Source organism: Bradyrhizobium sp. BR14999 (assembly GCF_056106085.1).
On sequence record NZ_CM148536.1, the window covers coordinates 244588 to 260266 of the forward strand.

Below are 15679 nucleotides of genomic sequence, written 5' to 3' on the forward strand. Positions count from 1 at the left end.
TGCCCATTTGGCGATGGCATCTGTAGCGGACCATACCTGACATCCTGTGTCAGGTATGGTTTAAGGGATCATGCGCGCGAGCCGAATGCTGTCGATCCTCACCACCCTCCAGGCCAGAGGGCAGGTCACCGCGCCCGAGCTCGCCGCAGCCTGCGAGGTCTCGGTGCGCACGATCTATCGCGACATCGATGCGCTCGCCGCCTCCGGCGTACCTGTCTATGCCGACCGCGGCGCCGAGGGCGGCTATCGCCTGCTCGATGGCTATCGTGTACGGCTGAACGGGCTGTCGCAGAGCGAGGCAGGCGCGCTGTTCCTGGCGGGTTTGCCGGGCCCGGCCGCGGCGCTCGGGCTGGACGCTGCGATGATCGCCGCGCAGAACAAGCTGATGGCCGCGCTGCCTGCGAATCTGCGCGAGGACGCCGGGCGGATGCAGGAACGTTTTCACCTGGATGCGCCGGGCTGGTTCGGCGAGGCCGAGGACCCAAAGCATCTGCGCACCATCGCCGGCGCGGCGTTGCGCGGAACGCTGATCAAGATCCGATACCAGAGCTGGCGCGCAGAGAAACAGCGCCGCGTCGCCCCGCTCGGCCTCGTGCTGAAGGGCGGCAGCTGGTATCTCGCAGGGCAAGTCGACGGCAACGTGCGAACCTATCGCGTCGCGCGGGTGCTCGACTGCACGGCGCTCGACGATCGCTTCGATCGTCCCGCCGATTTCGATCTCGCGGCTTACTGGCAGGCCGCGACACTTCGTCTCGAGGCCGAGATGCATCCCAATGTCGCGGTCGTCCGGCTGTCGCCGTTCGGCGTCAAGCTGCTCGACGCGTTGAGCCAGCCTTACGTCAAGGCACGCACGCAGCTTGAGGAGACCGTCGACGCAGATGGCTGGCGCATCGCCAGGGTCCCGGTCGGCAAGACGTCATGGCATGCCGCGGCCGAACTGTTGCGGCTGGGCCCCGAGGCCGAAGTGCTGGAGCCCGCCGATCTCCGCGACAAGATGATCGAGCTGACGCAGGCGATGGCCGCGCGCTATCGCGTGGCGCGGAAAGCCTGACGGCGGCACATTTTGCCGCGGCCCACGAAACAATCCTGAAACACGATTCTCAGCCATCGCGGTGAACGCATTCGCGTCTCGGTCCGACCGAGATGCAGGGACACAACAATGACCCTGCGCCACATGGAGAATGAAGATGTTTCGTAAGCTTGCACTTGGTCTGATCGCTGCCGGCTCGCTCGGCGTTGCCGCGCTCGCCCCCACCGCCGCCTCGGCCGGCGGCTTCCATCATCACCACTGGGGTCATGGCTGGGGCCCGGGTTGGGGCTTCGGCGGCGTCTATGTCAACACCGGCGTCAGCAACTGCTACCAGGAGCGCCTCGTCCAGACCCGCCACGGCCTGCGCGTCCGCGTCGTGAATGTCTGCGCCTACGGGATCTACTGATATCGCGCCTTCACGACAAAGCTCCGGTCGCACCGCGACCGGAGCTTTGCGTTGAGCTAGCCACTCTGCCGCTGCCGGCGAAACCAGGCCCAGGTCTCGCGCGTCGTTCTGATGTAGCCGCGGCCGCAATGGACGATCTCGCCATCGACGAGCTCGTTCAGCTGCGGCAGCGCATGAAAGGGGATTGACGGATAGGCGTGATGCTCGACATGATAGGGCATGTTCCACGCGAACCATTTGACGATCGCGCCCGTATAGGTCGTGCGGGTATTCTGGAAGGCGCTGCGGGTGCGGTCGCAGCCGGTATGCTCGGCGTAGAGATAGGGCCGCAGGAAGAACTGCCCGATCGCAAGCGGGACGATCCATACCCAGAGCAGCAGCGCCGAGGAGAGCCACAGCGACAGTGCAAGCAACAGCGCATAGAGCGCGACATAGGCGCGCGCCTCGGTCACGATGATGGCGCGCTTGCTCTCGGGGATCCAGGGCACGACGACCTTGCCGCTGACGGCGTGGCCGAGCATCAGCCGCAGACGCCCGGCGACCTGGAGCAGACCGCTATAGGCGATCGCGAGCTGGGTGTCGGAGGTCGCCTTCACGCCAACGATCAGCTCAGGATCCTTGTCCGGATCCTGGGTGTAGCGATGATGATCCCAGTGAAACAGGCAGTAATATTCGTAAGGCAATCCGATGATGAAGGCCGAGAGATAGCCCACAGTGAGATTGAGGCCGCGGCTTTTGAACGCGGTCTTGTGCGCGGTCTCGTGCACCGCCATGAACAAGAACGCCACGAGATAGCCCTGCACCGCCATCAACGGCAGCGCCCAGAGCACGCCATGGCGCGAGGCGACCATCCAGATCAGCGTACCCACCAGTGCGACTGCGCCGTAATGGCCGAGGCTCTGCGCCGCGCCCCTGAGGTCGGAGCGGACCGACAATTGGCGCAGCATCGCCGGTGTCAGCGGTTTCAGGCGATGGCCGGGCTCTGAAACGGTTGTGTCAGTCATGACCGGATGCCTGCCTATCTGATGAGGAGCGCTGCGATCTCGGCCTTGATGAAAGCCTGATCACGCGGATTGTTCACGGGGTTGCCGGCACGATGGCCGTGCTGCGACGGGATCGGATGCAACACCGCGGATTTTGCGCTGGTCAACCGGCCGAGCTCGTCTTCGTTGTCGCGGACGTCGAAATAGCGATCGGTCGCGCCCGGCATCAGCAGCATGTGGGCCTTGATCGCGGCGAGCGCGCGGTCGAAATCGCCACCGAATGCGGCGCAGCGGCTGACGTCACCACTCTGCCAGATCTCGATCTGCGCCAGGAGATCATTGGCATCGCGCCGCGCAAAGGTCGCATCCCAACCACGGACGAGATAATCCTCCAGCGAGGTGGAACCGGCTTCGCGCCAAATCTCGTCGCGATAGAAGCCATGCGACATCGCCCAGCCGGCATAGACGCGTCCCATCGCGCGGTAGCCGGCGATTGGCTTCTCGACGAAGCGGCCGTCGCGGAAGGCGGGATCGGCGGTCAGCGCGGCCTTCACGCTTTCGAGAAAGACATGATTGTAAGGCGCGCAGCGCGCGCTGCCGCAGACGATCGCTGCGCGCTCGACCATATCAGGATGCAGCGCCGCCCAATGATAGGCCTGCATGCCGCCCATCGACCAGCCATAGACCAGCGCGAGCGTCGAGATGCCGAAACGTTCGGTGAGCAGCCGGTGCTGGACCGCGATCGCGTCGTGATAGGTCACCTTCGGGAACGGCACGGCCGTATTCGACGGCGATGACGACAGGCCGTTGCCGAACAGGTTCGGGATGATGATGAAGTAGCGTGTGGGATCGAGCACGCCGTCGGGCCCGATCAGCCATTCGGTGTCGACGTGCTGCGCGCTGAACGAGGTCGGATAGAGGATGACGTTGTCCCTGGCCGGGCTCAGCGTTCCATAGGTCTTGTAGGCGAGCTTCAGCGCGGGAAAGACGGTGCCGGACTGGAGCGTGACGTCGCCGGCCTCGAATATCTCGTAGTCGCGTTGCGCCGTCATGGACCCAACTCCCGCTCACGCACTGCAAGTCGCGCGGCGTTTGGCGATGCATCGATCATGCCGAAATCCGCGCTCAATAATGTACTTATAGTACAGTTATTCGGGCGTAGCAAGCGCTCCCGAACCGGCATGTGGTCAGGCGATGGCCGCCAGATAACGCGCGACCGACGCCTCAAACGCGGCCTTGGCACCTGCGGCGATGTTGCGGTCCCACCAGGCACCATAGATGCGATCGAAAGCGAGCGGCTCCACCGCCGCCGCGATCCGCCGCACCGCGGCGGCGTTGAGCGGCATGTAGTTGGGGTAGGAATACATGAAGCTGACGAAGCGGCGATCCATCGTCACCTGCGCGATATCGCCGGTGAGCAGCGCGCCCCTGCCGTCCGCACCGTGCCGCCAGTGCAGCACGGTGGCGCCGGCGAAATGACCGCCAGTGCGCAGCAACATCACGTCGTCGGAAATGCGATGGTGATCGCCAGCCCAGTGCACGATCGATGCATGTGGCCGCGTCACCCATTGGCGGTCATCAGCGTGCAGATAGACCGGCACGCCGCCGAACGCCTCGCTCCAGTCGGCAAGCGCACCATAATAATGCGGATGCGAGATTGCGATCGCCTTCAGTCCGCCGAGCGAACGCACATGCGCAATCGCCTCCGGCGTTGCCAGCGGTACGCAGTCCCACATCAGGCAGCCGTCGCTGAGCGGCACCAGCAGCGCGCGCTGGCCGATGGCGAAGTCCGGCTCGAGCGAGAGGCCGGTCAGGCCGAGATCGTCCCGCCAGACGACACGGTGGCGCTCTGCCAGCGTCTCGCGCGTCAGGAAAATCTGCCCTTTCCAACCCACATACTGCCGTTCGTCCTCGCAGATGGGACAGGATGCGGGCGGATGTCCGCTGTCCGGAAATTGCGCGCCGCAGGTTTCGCAGGTCCAGAGTGGCATGGCCATGATCCTGATTGAGACTGTCGCAAGTATGACATGACGTCGCGGGCCCTGCGATCACAAGGACGATCGGAACCAACGCGATGAGCGCAGGTTAGGTTCTGGTCCGCCCGGGCACCTATGGGCCCGCAGTCTCCGCCTCATGCGAGATCTCAGTCGATCGGCAGCATTGCGTTCAGCGTCTCGATGACATCGCGCCCTTCACCTCGTATCTGGCCCCTGTTCGCGCTCAACTTCTTCATGGCCGACATGCAGTCGGGCATCGGGCCGTTCGTCGGCGTCTTCCTGCAGGAGCGCGGCTGGGCGAGCGGATTGATCGGCACCGCGATGACGGTCGGCAATGTCGCGGGCATGCTGGTCACGACGCCGATCGGCGGCTTCATCGATTCCAGTCGCAACAAGCGCATGTGGGTCGTCATTCCCGGCATCTGCGTGGTGCTGGCGTCCGCAATCATCCTGATCTCGCAAAACTTCTGGGCCGTCACCTTTTCCCAGATCGCGCAATCGCTGGCGAGTGCCGCGATCGTGCCGGCGGTGACCGGCATCACGCTCGGCATCGCCAAGCAGAAGGGCTTCAACGCACTCAATGGTCGCAACCAGGCGTACAATCACGCCGGCAACATGGTCGGTGCCGCGCTGTCGGGCTATCTTGGCTACAGGTTTGGCTATTTTGCCGTTTTCGTGCTGGCGGCCGTGTTCGGCGCCATCGCGATCGCCTGCGTGCTGATGATCCCCGCCAAGGCGATCGACGATCGCGCCTCGCGCGGCAGCAAGGAGGATGACTCGAAAGCTCCGCCGGATGCGATGACGATGTTGCTCAAGCACAAGCCGCTGCTCGTGCTGGCACTCGCGCTCGCCCTTTTCCATCTCGGCAATGCCGCGATCGTGCCGCTCTATGGACTTGCAGCGGTGGCCGACGCCCAGGCCAATGGCCCGAGCTTCGTCGCGACCACTATCGTGATCGCGCAGGGCGTGATGATCGTGACCTCGCTGATCGCGATGAAGGTCGCGAGCAAGCGCAATTACTGGCCAGTGATCCTGATCTCCTTCATGTTCCTGCCCATCCGCGGCGTGCTTGCCTTCTTCGTCACGGGATGGTGGGGCGTCGTACCGATGCAGGTGCTCGACGGCATCGGCACCGGGCTCCAGACGGTTGCCGTCCCCGGCATGGTCGCGCGCTCGCTCAACGGCACCGGCCGCATCAATCTCGGCCAGGGCGCCGTGATCACGGTGCAGGGCGTCGGCGCGAGCCTCAGTCCGGCGCTCGGCGGCTGGATCGCGCAATGGGTCGGCTACGGTCCGACCTTCCTGCTGCTCGGCGGTTTCGGGCTGGTCTCGATGGCGCTGTGGCTGGCCTTCGGGGCGGCAGTGAAGAAATATTGAGTTCTTCCCCCTCTCCTTGCCCTGCACGGGGAGAGGGCCGGGGTGACGGGCCGCGTCCGTGGAAATGATGCTAGAGGGACTCGCGCAGTTTCCTCCTCCTGTCATTGCGAGCGCAGCGAAGCAATCCAGACTGCCACCGCGGGAAGACTCTGGATTGCTTCGCTGCGCTCGCAATGACGATGTGGATGCCGACTTATTTCAAACCTACGGGAGGGACTCGCGGAGACCTCGCCCGCATCCGCCTTCGCTAAAGCTTCGGCGGGACAGGCGCGGGAGAGGCGAAAAGCGCGTTCACGTTCCAAAATTCTTCTGAATCGCCTTGTCGAGCGTCTCGCCGCCGACGAAGCGCTGACGCAATTCGCGCTTGAGCAGCTTGCCGCTCGGATTCTTCGGCAGGCTATCAACAAAGATGACGCGCTTGGGCACCTTGAAATGCGCCATCTGGCCGGCGCAATGCTTGATGACGGACTCTTCGTCCAGCGTCTCGCCGCTCTTGACCACGACGATCGCGGTCACCGCCTCGATCCAGCGCGGATCAGGCAGGCCGACGACGGCGACTTCGGAGACAGCGGGGATGCGGTAGACCATCTCCTCGACCTCGCGGCTTGCGACGTTCTCGCCGCCGGTCTTGATCATGTCCTTGACGCGATCGACCACGGTGATGTGGCCCTCGTCGTCGACGGTGGCGAGGTCGCCCGAGTGAAACCAGCCGCCCGAAAACGCCGCCGCGGTCTTCACGGGATCGTTGTAATAGCCGGACAACAGATGCGGCGAGCGGTGCACGATCTCGCCGACCTCACCAACCTTGACGTCCTCCATCGCGGTGTTGACCACGCGCGTCTCGACGTTGAGCACCGGCTTGCCGGCCGAGCCGGCCTTGCGCAGCTGGTCCTCGGGGCGCAGCACGGTCGCGAGCGGAGCGATCTCGGTCTGGCCGTAGAAATTCCAGAATTTCACGTTGGGCAGACGGCGTTGCAGCTCGAGCAGCACCTCCACAGGCATGATCGAAGCGCCATAATAGCCTTTCTGCAAGGTCGACAGATCGGTCTTGTCAAAGTTCGGCGAGCGCAGCATCGCGATCCAGATCGTCGGCGGCGCGAAGAACGAGGTGATCCTGTGCGCCTGGATCAGCGCCAGGATGTTGTCGGCGGTCGGCTTGCCCGTGATCACGCCGGAAGCGCCGAGATAGATTTGCGGCCCCAGAAAGACGTCGAGCTGGGCGCAGTGATACAGCGGCAATGCGTGCAGGAACCTGTCGTCCACGCTCATGCCGCCGTCGATGATGCAGCTGACATACTGCCACATCACGGCTTCATGGGTCAGCATCGCGCCCTTGGGCAGCGACTCCGTGCCGCTGGTGTAGACGATCTGTGCGAGATCACGGCTGTCGACGGACGCGCCCAGGAACGAGCCGTCGGCATGCAAGAGATCATCGAAGGTGGTGAGGCCCGAAGGTGCCGTGGCGGGATCCTCTCCCGGCAACCAGATCATCTTCTCGATCGCGCAATCCTTGGCGCTGGCCGCGCGCGCCGGCTCGACGAAATCAGGGCCGGTCGCGAGCAGCTTTGCGCCAGAGCTCTTCAGGATGAAATTGATCTCGTCCGGATTGAGCATGAAGTTGATCGGCACCAGCACGGCGCCGATCCGTGCCACGGCAAAGCGCAGCGCCGCGAAGGCGTGTGAATTGCGCGAGAGCACCGCAAGACGGTCGCCTTTCTTGATGCCGAGGCCGAGCAGGCCGCGGCCGAGCCGGTTGCAGATCGCGTCCATCTCCGCGAATGTCCAGCTCACATCGCCGCAGCTCACCGCGAGCTTATTCGGTGCGCGGCCGCCTGCGCGGCGCAGGAGATCGCCGATGGAATGCTCGCGGGCTTTCGCGATGGTGGCTGCGGTATCGCCGGTCATGTGTCCCTCCGATGTGACGTCTTTGTTTATTGAAGCAGTTTGAATTCTTGAGGCTTGTCTTTATTTTGCGAATGATCTTCTCGGAAGACCGCTTCACACTTTTCCGGATCATGCGCTACCTGCGCCGGGCCGCCTGCGCGTGCTCCATGTACATGTGCTCGACCGAGCGATCGAGCGAAGCGATCTTCTCGAAGCCGCGGCGCCAGTCCTGCAAGTGCCGGCGCGTCCACAGCACGCCGGCCTCGCGGTCGCGGCGACGGATCGCGTCGATCAGATGGCGATGCGCGGCGACGAGACGCGGCCCGCCTTCGGCCACGCCAGTCACGATCATCTCGGTGGTCGGATAGAACAATTGCGCGGCCGGCTCGCGGGCGAGCTGAAGCACCCGGTTCTGCGAGGCCTTGGCAACCAGCACGTGGAATTCGGCATCGCATTCGGCGAGCATCGCGGGATCACCGACCACGGCCTCGCTGCGCGCGAGATTGTCGGTGAGCTCGGCGATGTTGTCTTCCGTCGCCCGCTCCACTGCGCCTTCGATGCTGGCGACTTCCAGCGTCATCGACGCCTCGTAGAGCTCGCGGAAGGTGACCTCATGCAGGACCAGGGCGCGGCTGAGCCGGCTTGCCAGCTTGCTGTAGCGCGGCAGGCAGGCGTGCAGGCGGCGCGAGGAGTCGCGCCGGATCAGCCCGCCCTCCTCCAGCACACGGATGCCCTCGCGAATGGTCGAGCGGTTGACGCCAAACTGGCGGACGAGATCGTGCTCGGTGCCGATGGGATCGCCCGGCTTGATGCGGCCATTGACGATCTCGCGTTCGATGGCGTCGGCGACCTTCTGATAGGCCGGCGCGACATCGAGCGGACGAAAGAGCGGCGCGACAGGCAAGACGGCCTCCAATGTCGATTGTCCGACAAACTATATTGCTTCGCCTAGGGTGCGTCAAACTACGTCACGGAAGTCAGATCCGGAGCAAATTGACTCCGCAGGAACCCAGCTCTAACTTTGTCGGACAAAGGGACAGGATAGTTCCCCATACAAGAGGAAACCGTTATCCATGAGACCTATCGCAGCCCTCATGTCTGCGGCCGGCCTGCTGTCGGCTGTGCTGATCTCTCCCACCTCCGCCCAGCAGGCACCGCTCAAGATCGGCGTGCTCTCCGACTTCTCCTCCGTTTATTCCGACATCGGCGGCATGGGGAATGTCGAGGCCACAAAAATGGCGATCGAGGATTTTGGCGGCCAGATGTTCGGCAAGCCGATCGACATGGTCTCGGCCGACGTACTCAACAAGCCCGACGTTGCCTCCACCATCGCCCGCAAATGGTGGGAGACCGAGGGCGTCGACATGATCATCGACCTGCCGACCTCGGCCACCGCGCTCGCGGTGATGGAGCTGTCGAAGCAGTACGAGAAGATCATGATCGTGACGGACGCGGCCAGCTCCGACATCACCGGAAAATCCTGCTCGCCCTACACCGCGCACTGGACCTACGACACCTATGCCAACGCGCACACCGTCGGCAGCGCCATCGTCAAGAACGGCGGCGATACCTGGTTCTTCCTCACCGCCGACTACCTGTTCGGCCATTCGGTCGAGCGCGACACCGGCGACGTCGTGAAGTCGGCGGGCGGCAAGGTGCTCGGCAGCGTCAAGCATCCGCTCAACACGGCGGACTTCTCGTCATTCCTGCTCCAGGCCCAGGCCTCCAAGGCCAAGATCATCGGGCTCGCCAATGGCGGCGGCGACACCATCAACGCGATCAAGCAGGCCGGCGAGTTCGGCATCGTCGCCGGCGGCCAGAACCTGGCTGCGATCGTGATGTTCATCTCCGACGTGCACAGCCTTGGCCTCAAGCTCGCGCAGGGCTTGATCGTCACCGAGGCCTATTACTGGGACCTCAACGACAAGACCCGCGGCTTCGGCAAGCGCTTCCTGGAACGCGTCAAGCGCATGCCGACGATGAACCAGGCCGCGACCTACAGCGCCACGCTGCATTACCTCAAGGCCGTGCAGGCTGCGGGCACGAAGGACACCAAGACAGTGATGGCCAAGATGCGCGAGCTGCCGGTGCGCGACGCCTTCACCGACAACGGCGTGCTGCGTGAGGACGGCCGCATGGTGCACAGCATGTACCTGTTCCAGGTGAAGAAGCCCGAGGAATCGAAGGGGCCGTGGGACTACTACAAGCTGCTCGCCGAGGTATCCGCCGACCAGGCGTTCCGGCCGTTGAAGGATGGTGGCTGTCCGCTCGTGAAGTGAGGCGGCACGGCTCACTTGTGGGCCGACGACATCTGTTCAGCTAGGCTTGCCTGTCCGCCTGATCAGCCAAGGCGGGCGGGCCGCGGCGACGAGCTGCCCAAAATAGGGACAGGCATACCTCGTTGCCGTCTGATCTGCATCAAGTTGCGATGCAAAAATCGCTGCATGTTGAGCCGGCCCTTCTGCGTGATCAGCGGTGGGGCGTTCGTGTCTCAACATGTGGGCGCCGCTGCGCGGCGTGGTGGACTGATGAACTTCACTTCCGGCCGCGTCATTGCCGCGATCACCATCCTCCTTGCGGGCGGCGGCTATTTCTACTGGCAGCACCGCGACACCAATGCACTTCCCGCGGGTTTCGCCCGCGGCAACGGCCGTATCGAGGCGGTGGAGATCGACATCGCCACCAAGACGCCGGGACGAATCCGCGAGATCCTGGTCAACGAAGGCGACTTCGTGACTGCGGGGCCAAGTTCTGGCGCGGATGGACACCGAGCAATTGCAGGCCCAGCGCCGCCAGGGCGAAGCGCAGCTCCAGCGCGCGTCAATCAATGTCGAGACCGCGAAGAGCCTCGTCAACCAGCGCGAGGCTGAACGCAAGGCTGCGGAGGCCGTTGTCGACCAGCGCGTCGCGCAGCTCGACACCACGAGCCGCAAGCTCGATCGCTCCGAGCAGCTGATCAGGACAAGTGCAGTGTCGCAGCAGGTGCTGGACGACGACCGCTCTGCCAACGCCACGGCGAAGGCGGCGCTTGCCGCTTCGAAGGCCCAGGTCGCAGCATCCGAGGCCGCGATCAGCTCCGCCCGCGCCATGGTGATCGATGCGGGAGCAGCGGTCGACGCGGCAAAGGCCGCGATCGAGAGCATCAACGCCGATATCAATGATAGCGTGCTGAAGGCACCGCGCGACGGCCGCGTGCAGTATCGCGTGTCGCAGCCCGGCGAGGTGCTCGCGGCCGGCGGCCGCGTCCTCAACATGGTCGATCTCGGCGACGTTTACATGACGTTCTTCCTGCCTACGGCGCAGGCCGGCCGCGTCGCGATCGGCGCCGACGTTCGTCTCGTGCTCGATGCCATCCCGCAATATGTGATCCCGGCAAGAGCCACCTTCGTCGCTGACGTCGCGCAATTCACGCCCAAGACGGTCGAGACCGAGGAGGAGCGGCAGAAGCTGATGTTCCGGATCAAGGCGCATATCGCGCCCGAGCTGCTGCGCCAGCATATCGAGCATGTGAAGACCGGCCTGCCCGGGATGGCCTATGTGCAGTTCGATCCAGCCGCGCAATGGCCCGACAATCTCAAGATCAAGCTGACCCGATGAGCGCGACTGCCACAGCCGATGCATTGGCTGCCGTCGGCAGCGTGGTGCATCTGGACGGCGTGGGCCTGAACTACGGCAAGACCCGGGCGCTCGATGCCATTACGCTCGACCTGCCGTCCGCCTGCATGGTCGGACTGATCGGTCCCGACGGCGTCGGCAAATCGAGCCTGCTCGCCCTGATCGCGGGCGCGCGTGCGATCCAGGAAGGACGCATCCATGTGCTCGGCGGTGACATGGCGAGCTCACGGCATCGCCGCACGGTCTGCCCCGATATCGCTTATATGCCGCAGGGCCTCGGCAAGAATCTTTATCCGACGCTGTCGGTGTTCGAGAACATCGACTTCTTCGGCCGCCTGTTCGGACACGACAAGGCGGAACGAAGCAGACGGATCGCGGGCCTGCTGCGCGATACCGGGCTCACCGCCTTCGCCGACCGCCCCGCCGCAAAACTCTCCGGCGGTATGAAGCAGAAGGTGGGCCTGTGCTGCGCTCTGATTCACGATCCCGAGCTTCTGATCCTGGACGAGCCGACCACGGGCGTCGATCCCTTGTCTCGACGTCAATTCTGGGAACTGATCGCCTCGATCCGCGACAGCCGGCCTGGCATGAGCGTGATCGTCTCGACCGCCTATATGGAGGAAGCCGCGCAATTCGACGTCCTGGTCGCGATGAACGCCGGCCGCGTGCTGGCGACGGGAACCCCGGTCGCGCTGAAGGGACAGACCGGCGCCGACACGCTCGATGAGGCGTTCATCCGTCTGTTGCCGGAGGCAGATCGCGGCCATCACACCAGTGTCGTCATCCCTCCACGCAACGACGATCATGACGAAATCGCGATCGAGGCCGACCACCTGACCCGGCGGTTCAACGACTTCGTCGCCGTGGACGACGTCAGCTTCCGCATCAGGAAGGGCGAGATCTTCGGCTTTCTCGGCTCGAACGGGTGCGGCAAGACCACGACCATGAAGATGCTCACCGGCCTCTTGCCCGTCAGCGAAGGCAACGCGCGCCTGTTCGGCAAGGCGATCGATGCCCGCGACATGTCGGTGCGGCGGCGCATCGGCTACATGTCGCAGGGCTTTTCGCTCTATTCGGAGCTGACGGTCACACAAAACCTCGACCTGCATGCGCGGCTGTTCGAGCTGCCGGCGGACACTATTGCCGCGCGCATCGACGAGATGATTATCCGGTTCGATCTCGCCGATGTCGCCGATACTCTGCCCGACGCGCTGCCCCTCGGCTTGCGGCAGCGGCTGTCACTGGCGGTCGCCATGATCCATGCGCCCGATATCCTCATCCTCGACGAGCCGACCTCTGGCGTCGATCCGGTTGCCCGCGACCGCTTCTGGAAGATCCTGGCCGAGCTCTCCCGCGAGGACAACGTCACGATTTTCGTCTCGACCCACTTCATGAACGAGGCCGAGCGCTGCGATCGAATCTCGCTGATGCATGCAGGCAAGGTGCTGACGTCGGACACGCCCGCTGCCATCGTGGCCGCGCGCGGCACCGACACGCTGGAGCAGGCTTTCATCGCCTGTCTGGAGGAAGCGATCGCCGAATCCCGGGACTCGGCCGGCCAGCCGGCAGTCACATCGCCCGTGCCGGCGGCGACGGCCACGGCGCTCCCGCGCAAGCGCAGTGCGACATTCAATCCGACCCGCATGCTCGCCTATTCCCGGCGCGAAGCGCTAGAGCTGCGGCGCGATCCGATCCGCGCCACGCTCGCGATTCTCGGCAGCGTGCTCTTGCTGTTCGTGCTCGGCTACGGCATCAGCTTGGACGTCGAAAACCTGACCTTCGCCGTGCTCGACCGCGACGACAGCGCCATCAGCCGCGACTACAGCCTCCAGATCGCGGGATCGCGCTACTTCACCGAAAAGCCACCGATCAGCGACTATGCCGACCTCGACCGCCGCATGCGCGCCGGCGAGATTGGCCTCGCCATCGAATTGCCGCACGGCTTCGGCCGCGACGTCAGCCGCGGCCACCGTGTCGAGATCGGCGCCTGGGTCGACGGCGCCAACCCGACCCGCGCCGAGACGCTGCGCTCCTACGCCCAAGCGATTCACGCCACCTGGCTGGCGCAGAAGGGCCGCGAACTCTATGGCGAGGCGGCGATCGCCGGCTCCTACCAGCTCCAGCTGCGCTATCGCTACAATCCAGACGTCAGAAGCGTCGTCGCCATGGCACCCGGGATCATCCCGCTGCTGCTGGTCATGATCCCGGCGGTGCTGGCGGCGCTCGCGGTCGTGCGCGAGAAGGAGCTCGGCTCGATCGTCAATTTCTATGTGACGCCGGTGACGCGGCTGGAATTCCTGCTCGGCACGCAGCTGCCTTACGTGCTGCTGGCATTCGGCAACTTCCTCCTGCTCGTCGGCTTTGCGCTCGCCGTTTTCGGCGTGCCCTTCACCGGCAGCTTTGCGACCTATGCGCTCGCCGCCCTGCTCTACGTCACGGCCACAACAGGCCTGGGGCTCGTGATCTCGGCCTTCATGAAAAGCCAGATCGCGGCTCTGTTCGGCACGGTCCTGATCACGCTGATCCCGGCCATCCAATATTCCGGGCTGATCGATCCCGTTTCATCGCTCCAGGGCTTAGGCGCCCTGGTCGGGCGACTCTATCCTACTGCCTATTTCGTCACGATCTCGCGGGGCACCTTCTCCAAGGGCCTGGGGTTCGACACCCTTCACAACGATCTCCTGGCGCTCGCCGTCACGGTTCCGGTGCTGGTGGCGGCCGGGGCTGTGCTGCTGAAGAAACAGGCCCGCTGACCATGCGCTTTGACAACGTGCTCCAGCTCGGCATCAAGGAATTGCGCGGCCTGGTGCGTGACCCCATGCTGCTCGTACTCATCGTCTATTCCTTCACGCTGGCGGTCTATGCCGGAGCAAGAGCGCTGCCGGAGACCCTGAACCGCGCCGCGATCGCCATCGTCGACGAGGATCATTCGCCAGTCTCGACCCGCATCGAGATGGCGTTCACCGTGCCCTATTTCTCCAAGCCGCGCCTGATCTCGCAATACGAGATGGACCGGAGGATGGATGCCGGCCTCGACACCTTCGCGCTGGACATCCCGCCGGACTTCCAGCGCGATCTGCTGGCGCGGAAGTCGCCAGCCATCCAGCTCAACGTCGACGCCACGCGAATCTCGCAAGCGTTCAACGGCGGCGGCTATGTCGAACAGATCGTCAGCGCGGAGGTCGCGGAGTTTCTGGCACACACCCGTGATGCGCAGACGCCGCCGATCGAGCTGGCGCTGCGGGCGCGCTTCAACCCCGAGCTGAAGAAGTCATGGTTCGGCGCCATCGACCAGGTGATCACCTCGGTCACCATGCTCTCGATCATCCTGACCGGCGCAGCGTTGATCCGCGAGCGCGAGCATGGCACGATCGAGCACCTCCTGGTGATGCCGGTTACCCCCTTGGAGATCATGGTGAGCAAGGTCTGGTCGATGGGAGCGGCGGTGTTGGTTGCCTCCGCCCTGTCGATCGGCTTCGTGGTGAAGGGATGGCTGGCGGTCACGATCGACGGCTCGCTGGCGCTGTTCCTGCTCGGCGCGGCGCTGCAGCTGTTCGCCACCACCAGCATGGGCATCTTCCTGGCCACGGTCGCCGGATCGATGCCGCAGTTCGGGCTGCTGCTGATCATGATCCTGCTGCCGCTACAGACGCTTTCAGGCAGCATGACGCCGCGGGAAAGCATGCCGCAATTCGTCCAGGACATCATGCTGGCGGCGCCCAACACGCATTTCGTGATGCTCGCGCAGGCGATCCTGTTCCGCGGCGCCGGCCTCGAGGCGGTGTGGCCGCAGCTCGTCGCGCTCACGCTGATCGGTGGCATCTTCTTCGTGATCGCGCTGCGGCGTTTCCGCGCGTTTCTGGCCTAGCCCGCAGTCGCGCGGTTCAGAGCTTGTGGCCCTTCTGGCGCAGCGCCTCGATCAGGCGCTGCTTCAATTCGTCGGCGGCCTTCAGGCTGACGTCCTGGCCGATCTGGGCGCCAGCCTGCGCCAGCGCGTCCGACTTCGCCAGGAATTTCTGCCCTGCCGGCTGGGCATAGAACGCCTCGATCTGGCGCAGCTCATCCACCGTGAAGCTCGCGGCATAGAGCGCGGCGACCTGGTCGATGATCGATGCCAGGAACGGGGCGTAGATCTCGGAGCCAGGGGCCGTCATCGCGTCATAGTCGCGCTCGATCTCCGGCCTGTCCTGGGCGACCACGGGCCTCAGCTTGAGCAGGAGCTGCGGCAGCAGCGTGCGGTACTGATCCGCGATCTTCAAGGCGACCACGAGCTTGCGCGCTGCGGTCATCGCCTCGGGTGACGGCGCCTGGGCCGACGCCCCGCAGACGAGGAGCAGGAAGATTCCGGCGATTGTCGACAAACGTCTGGACATGGACCCTCCGTGAG

General features: G+C 64.5%; 12 protein-coding genes and 1 pseudogene. 7 read left to right on the forward strand and 6 right to left on the reverse strand.

The features are described from left to right. The first annotated feature begins 70 nt into the window (after positions 1–70). Together ACR9YP_RS01140 and ACR9YP_RS01145 are read left to right on the forward strand one after the other, a co-directional pair. Positions 71–1051, forward strand: a complete 981-nt coding sequence (locus ACR9YP_RS01140; protein WP_474218824.1) for a helix-turn-helix transcriptional regulator — start codon at positions 71–73, stop codon at positions 1049–1051. 136 nt (positions 1052–1187) lie between these two features. Beyond that, positions 1188–1436: a hypothetical protein gene (locus ACR9YP_RS01145; protein WP_128936708.1), complete on the forward strand. Its 249-nt coding sequence runs from the start codon at positions 1188–1190 to the stop codon at positions 1434–1436. 56 nt (positions 1437–1492) lie between these two features. On the opposite strand, the gene ACR9YP_RS01150 is transcribed toward ACR9YP_RS01145, so the two are convergent. The 3 genes from ACR9YP_RS01150 to ACR9YP_RS01160 form a co-directional block, all read right to left on the reverse strand. Continuing rightward, entirely contained in the window at positions 1493–2440 is a 948-nt protein-coding gene (locus ACR9YP_RS01150) for a fatty acid desaturase (RefSeq protein WP_438104531.1), read from the reverse strand. 14 nt (positions 2441–2454) lie between these two features. Next, positions 2455–3471, reverse strand: a complete 1017-nt coding sequence (locus ACR9YP_RS01155; protein WP_438104529.1) for an alpha/beta fold hydrolase — start codon at positions 3469–3471, stop codon at positions 2455–2457. A 135-nt stretch (positions 3472–3606) separates the two neighbouring features. Further along, complete coding sequence (locus tag ACR9YP_RS01160) at positions 3607–4410, reverse strand: MBL fold metallo-hydrolase (protein WP_438104528.1); 804 nt, start codon at positions 4408–4410, stop codon at positions 3607–3609. Between the two features lie 186 nt (positions 4411–4596). Between ACR9YP_RS01160 and ACR9YP_RS01165 the strand changes: the two genes are divergently transcribed. Next, positions 4597–5793: an MFS transporter gene (locus tag ACR9YP_RS01165; protein WP_438104526.1), complete on the forward strand. Its 1197-nt coding sequence runs from the start codon at positions 4597–4599 to the stop codon at positions 5791–5793. A gap of 291 nt (positions 5794–6084) precedes the next feature. Here ACR9YP_RS01165 and ACR9YP_RS01170 read toward each other — a convergent pair whose 3' ends face one another. Together ACR9YP_RS01170 and ACR9YP_RS01175 are read right to left on the reverse strand one after the other, a co-directional pair. After that, positions 6085–7698, reverse strand: a complete 1614-nt coding sequence (locus ACR9YP_RS01170; RefSeq protein WP_438104524.1) for an acyl-CoA synthetase — start codon at positions 7696–7698, stop codon at positions 6085–6087. A gap of 115 nt (positions 7699–7813) precedes the next feature. Beyond that, positions 7814–8581 carry a FadR/GntR family transcriptional regulator gene (locus tag ACR9YP_RS01175; RefSeq protein ID WP_438104523.1) on the reverse strand — a complete coding sequence of 256 codons (768 nt, stop codon included), beginning with the start codon at positions 8579–8581 and terminating at the stop codon, positions 7814–7816. Positions 8582–8750: 169 nt separating this feature from the next. Here ACR9YP_RS01175 and ACR9YP_RS01180 point away from each other — a divergent pair, with 169 nt between their 5' ends. The 4 genes and pseudogenes from ACR9YP_RS01180 (at position 8751) to ACR9YP_RS01195 (ending at position 15160) form a co-directional block, all read left to right on the forward strand. Beyond that, the gene (locus ACR9YP_RS01180; RefSeq protein ID WP_438104521.1) at positions 8751–9956 is read left to right on the forward strand and encodes an ABC transporter substrate-binding protein; all 1206 of its coding nucleotides are present in this window, start codon (positions 8751–8753) and stop codon (positions 9954–9956) included. Between the two features lie 249 nt (positions 9957–10205). After that, positions 10206–11274 (forward strand): annotated as a pseudogene (locus ACR9YP_RS01185) (HlyD family secretion protein). Next, a complete protein-coding gene (gene rbbA / locus ACR9YP_RS01190) occupies positions 11271–14045 on the forward strand; it encodes a ribosome-associated ATPase/putative transporter RbbA (RefSeq protein ID WP_474218825.1) in 2775 nt (924 codons plus the stop codon). The pseudogene ACR9YP_RS01185 and the gene rbbA overlap by 4 nt, the downstream one beginning before the upstream one ends. Positions 14046–14047: 2 nt before the next feature. Next, positions 14048–15160, forward strand: a complete 1113-nt coding sequence (locus ACR9YP_RS01195) for an ABC transporter permease (RefSeq protein WP_438104516.1) — start codon at positions 14048–14050, stop codon at positions 15158–15160. A gap of 16 nt (positions 15161–15176) precedes the next feature. Here ACR9YP_RS01195 and ACR9YP_RS01200 read toward each other — a convergent pair whose 3' ends face one another. Then, on the reverse strand, positions 15177–15665 hold the full coding sequence (locus ACR9YP_RS01200; protein WP_438104515.1) for a DUF2059 domain-containing protein: 489 nt from the start codon (positions 15663–15665) through the stop codon (positions 15177–15179). Positions 15666–15679: the final 14 nt, after the last annotated feature.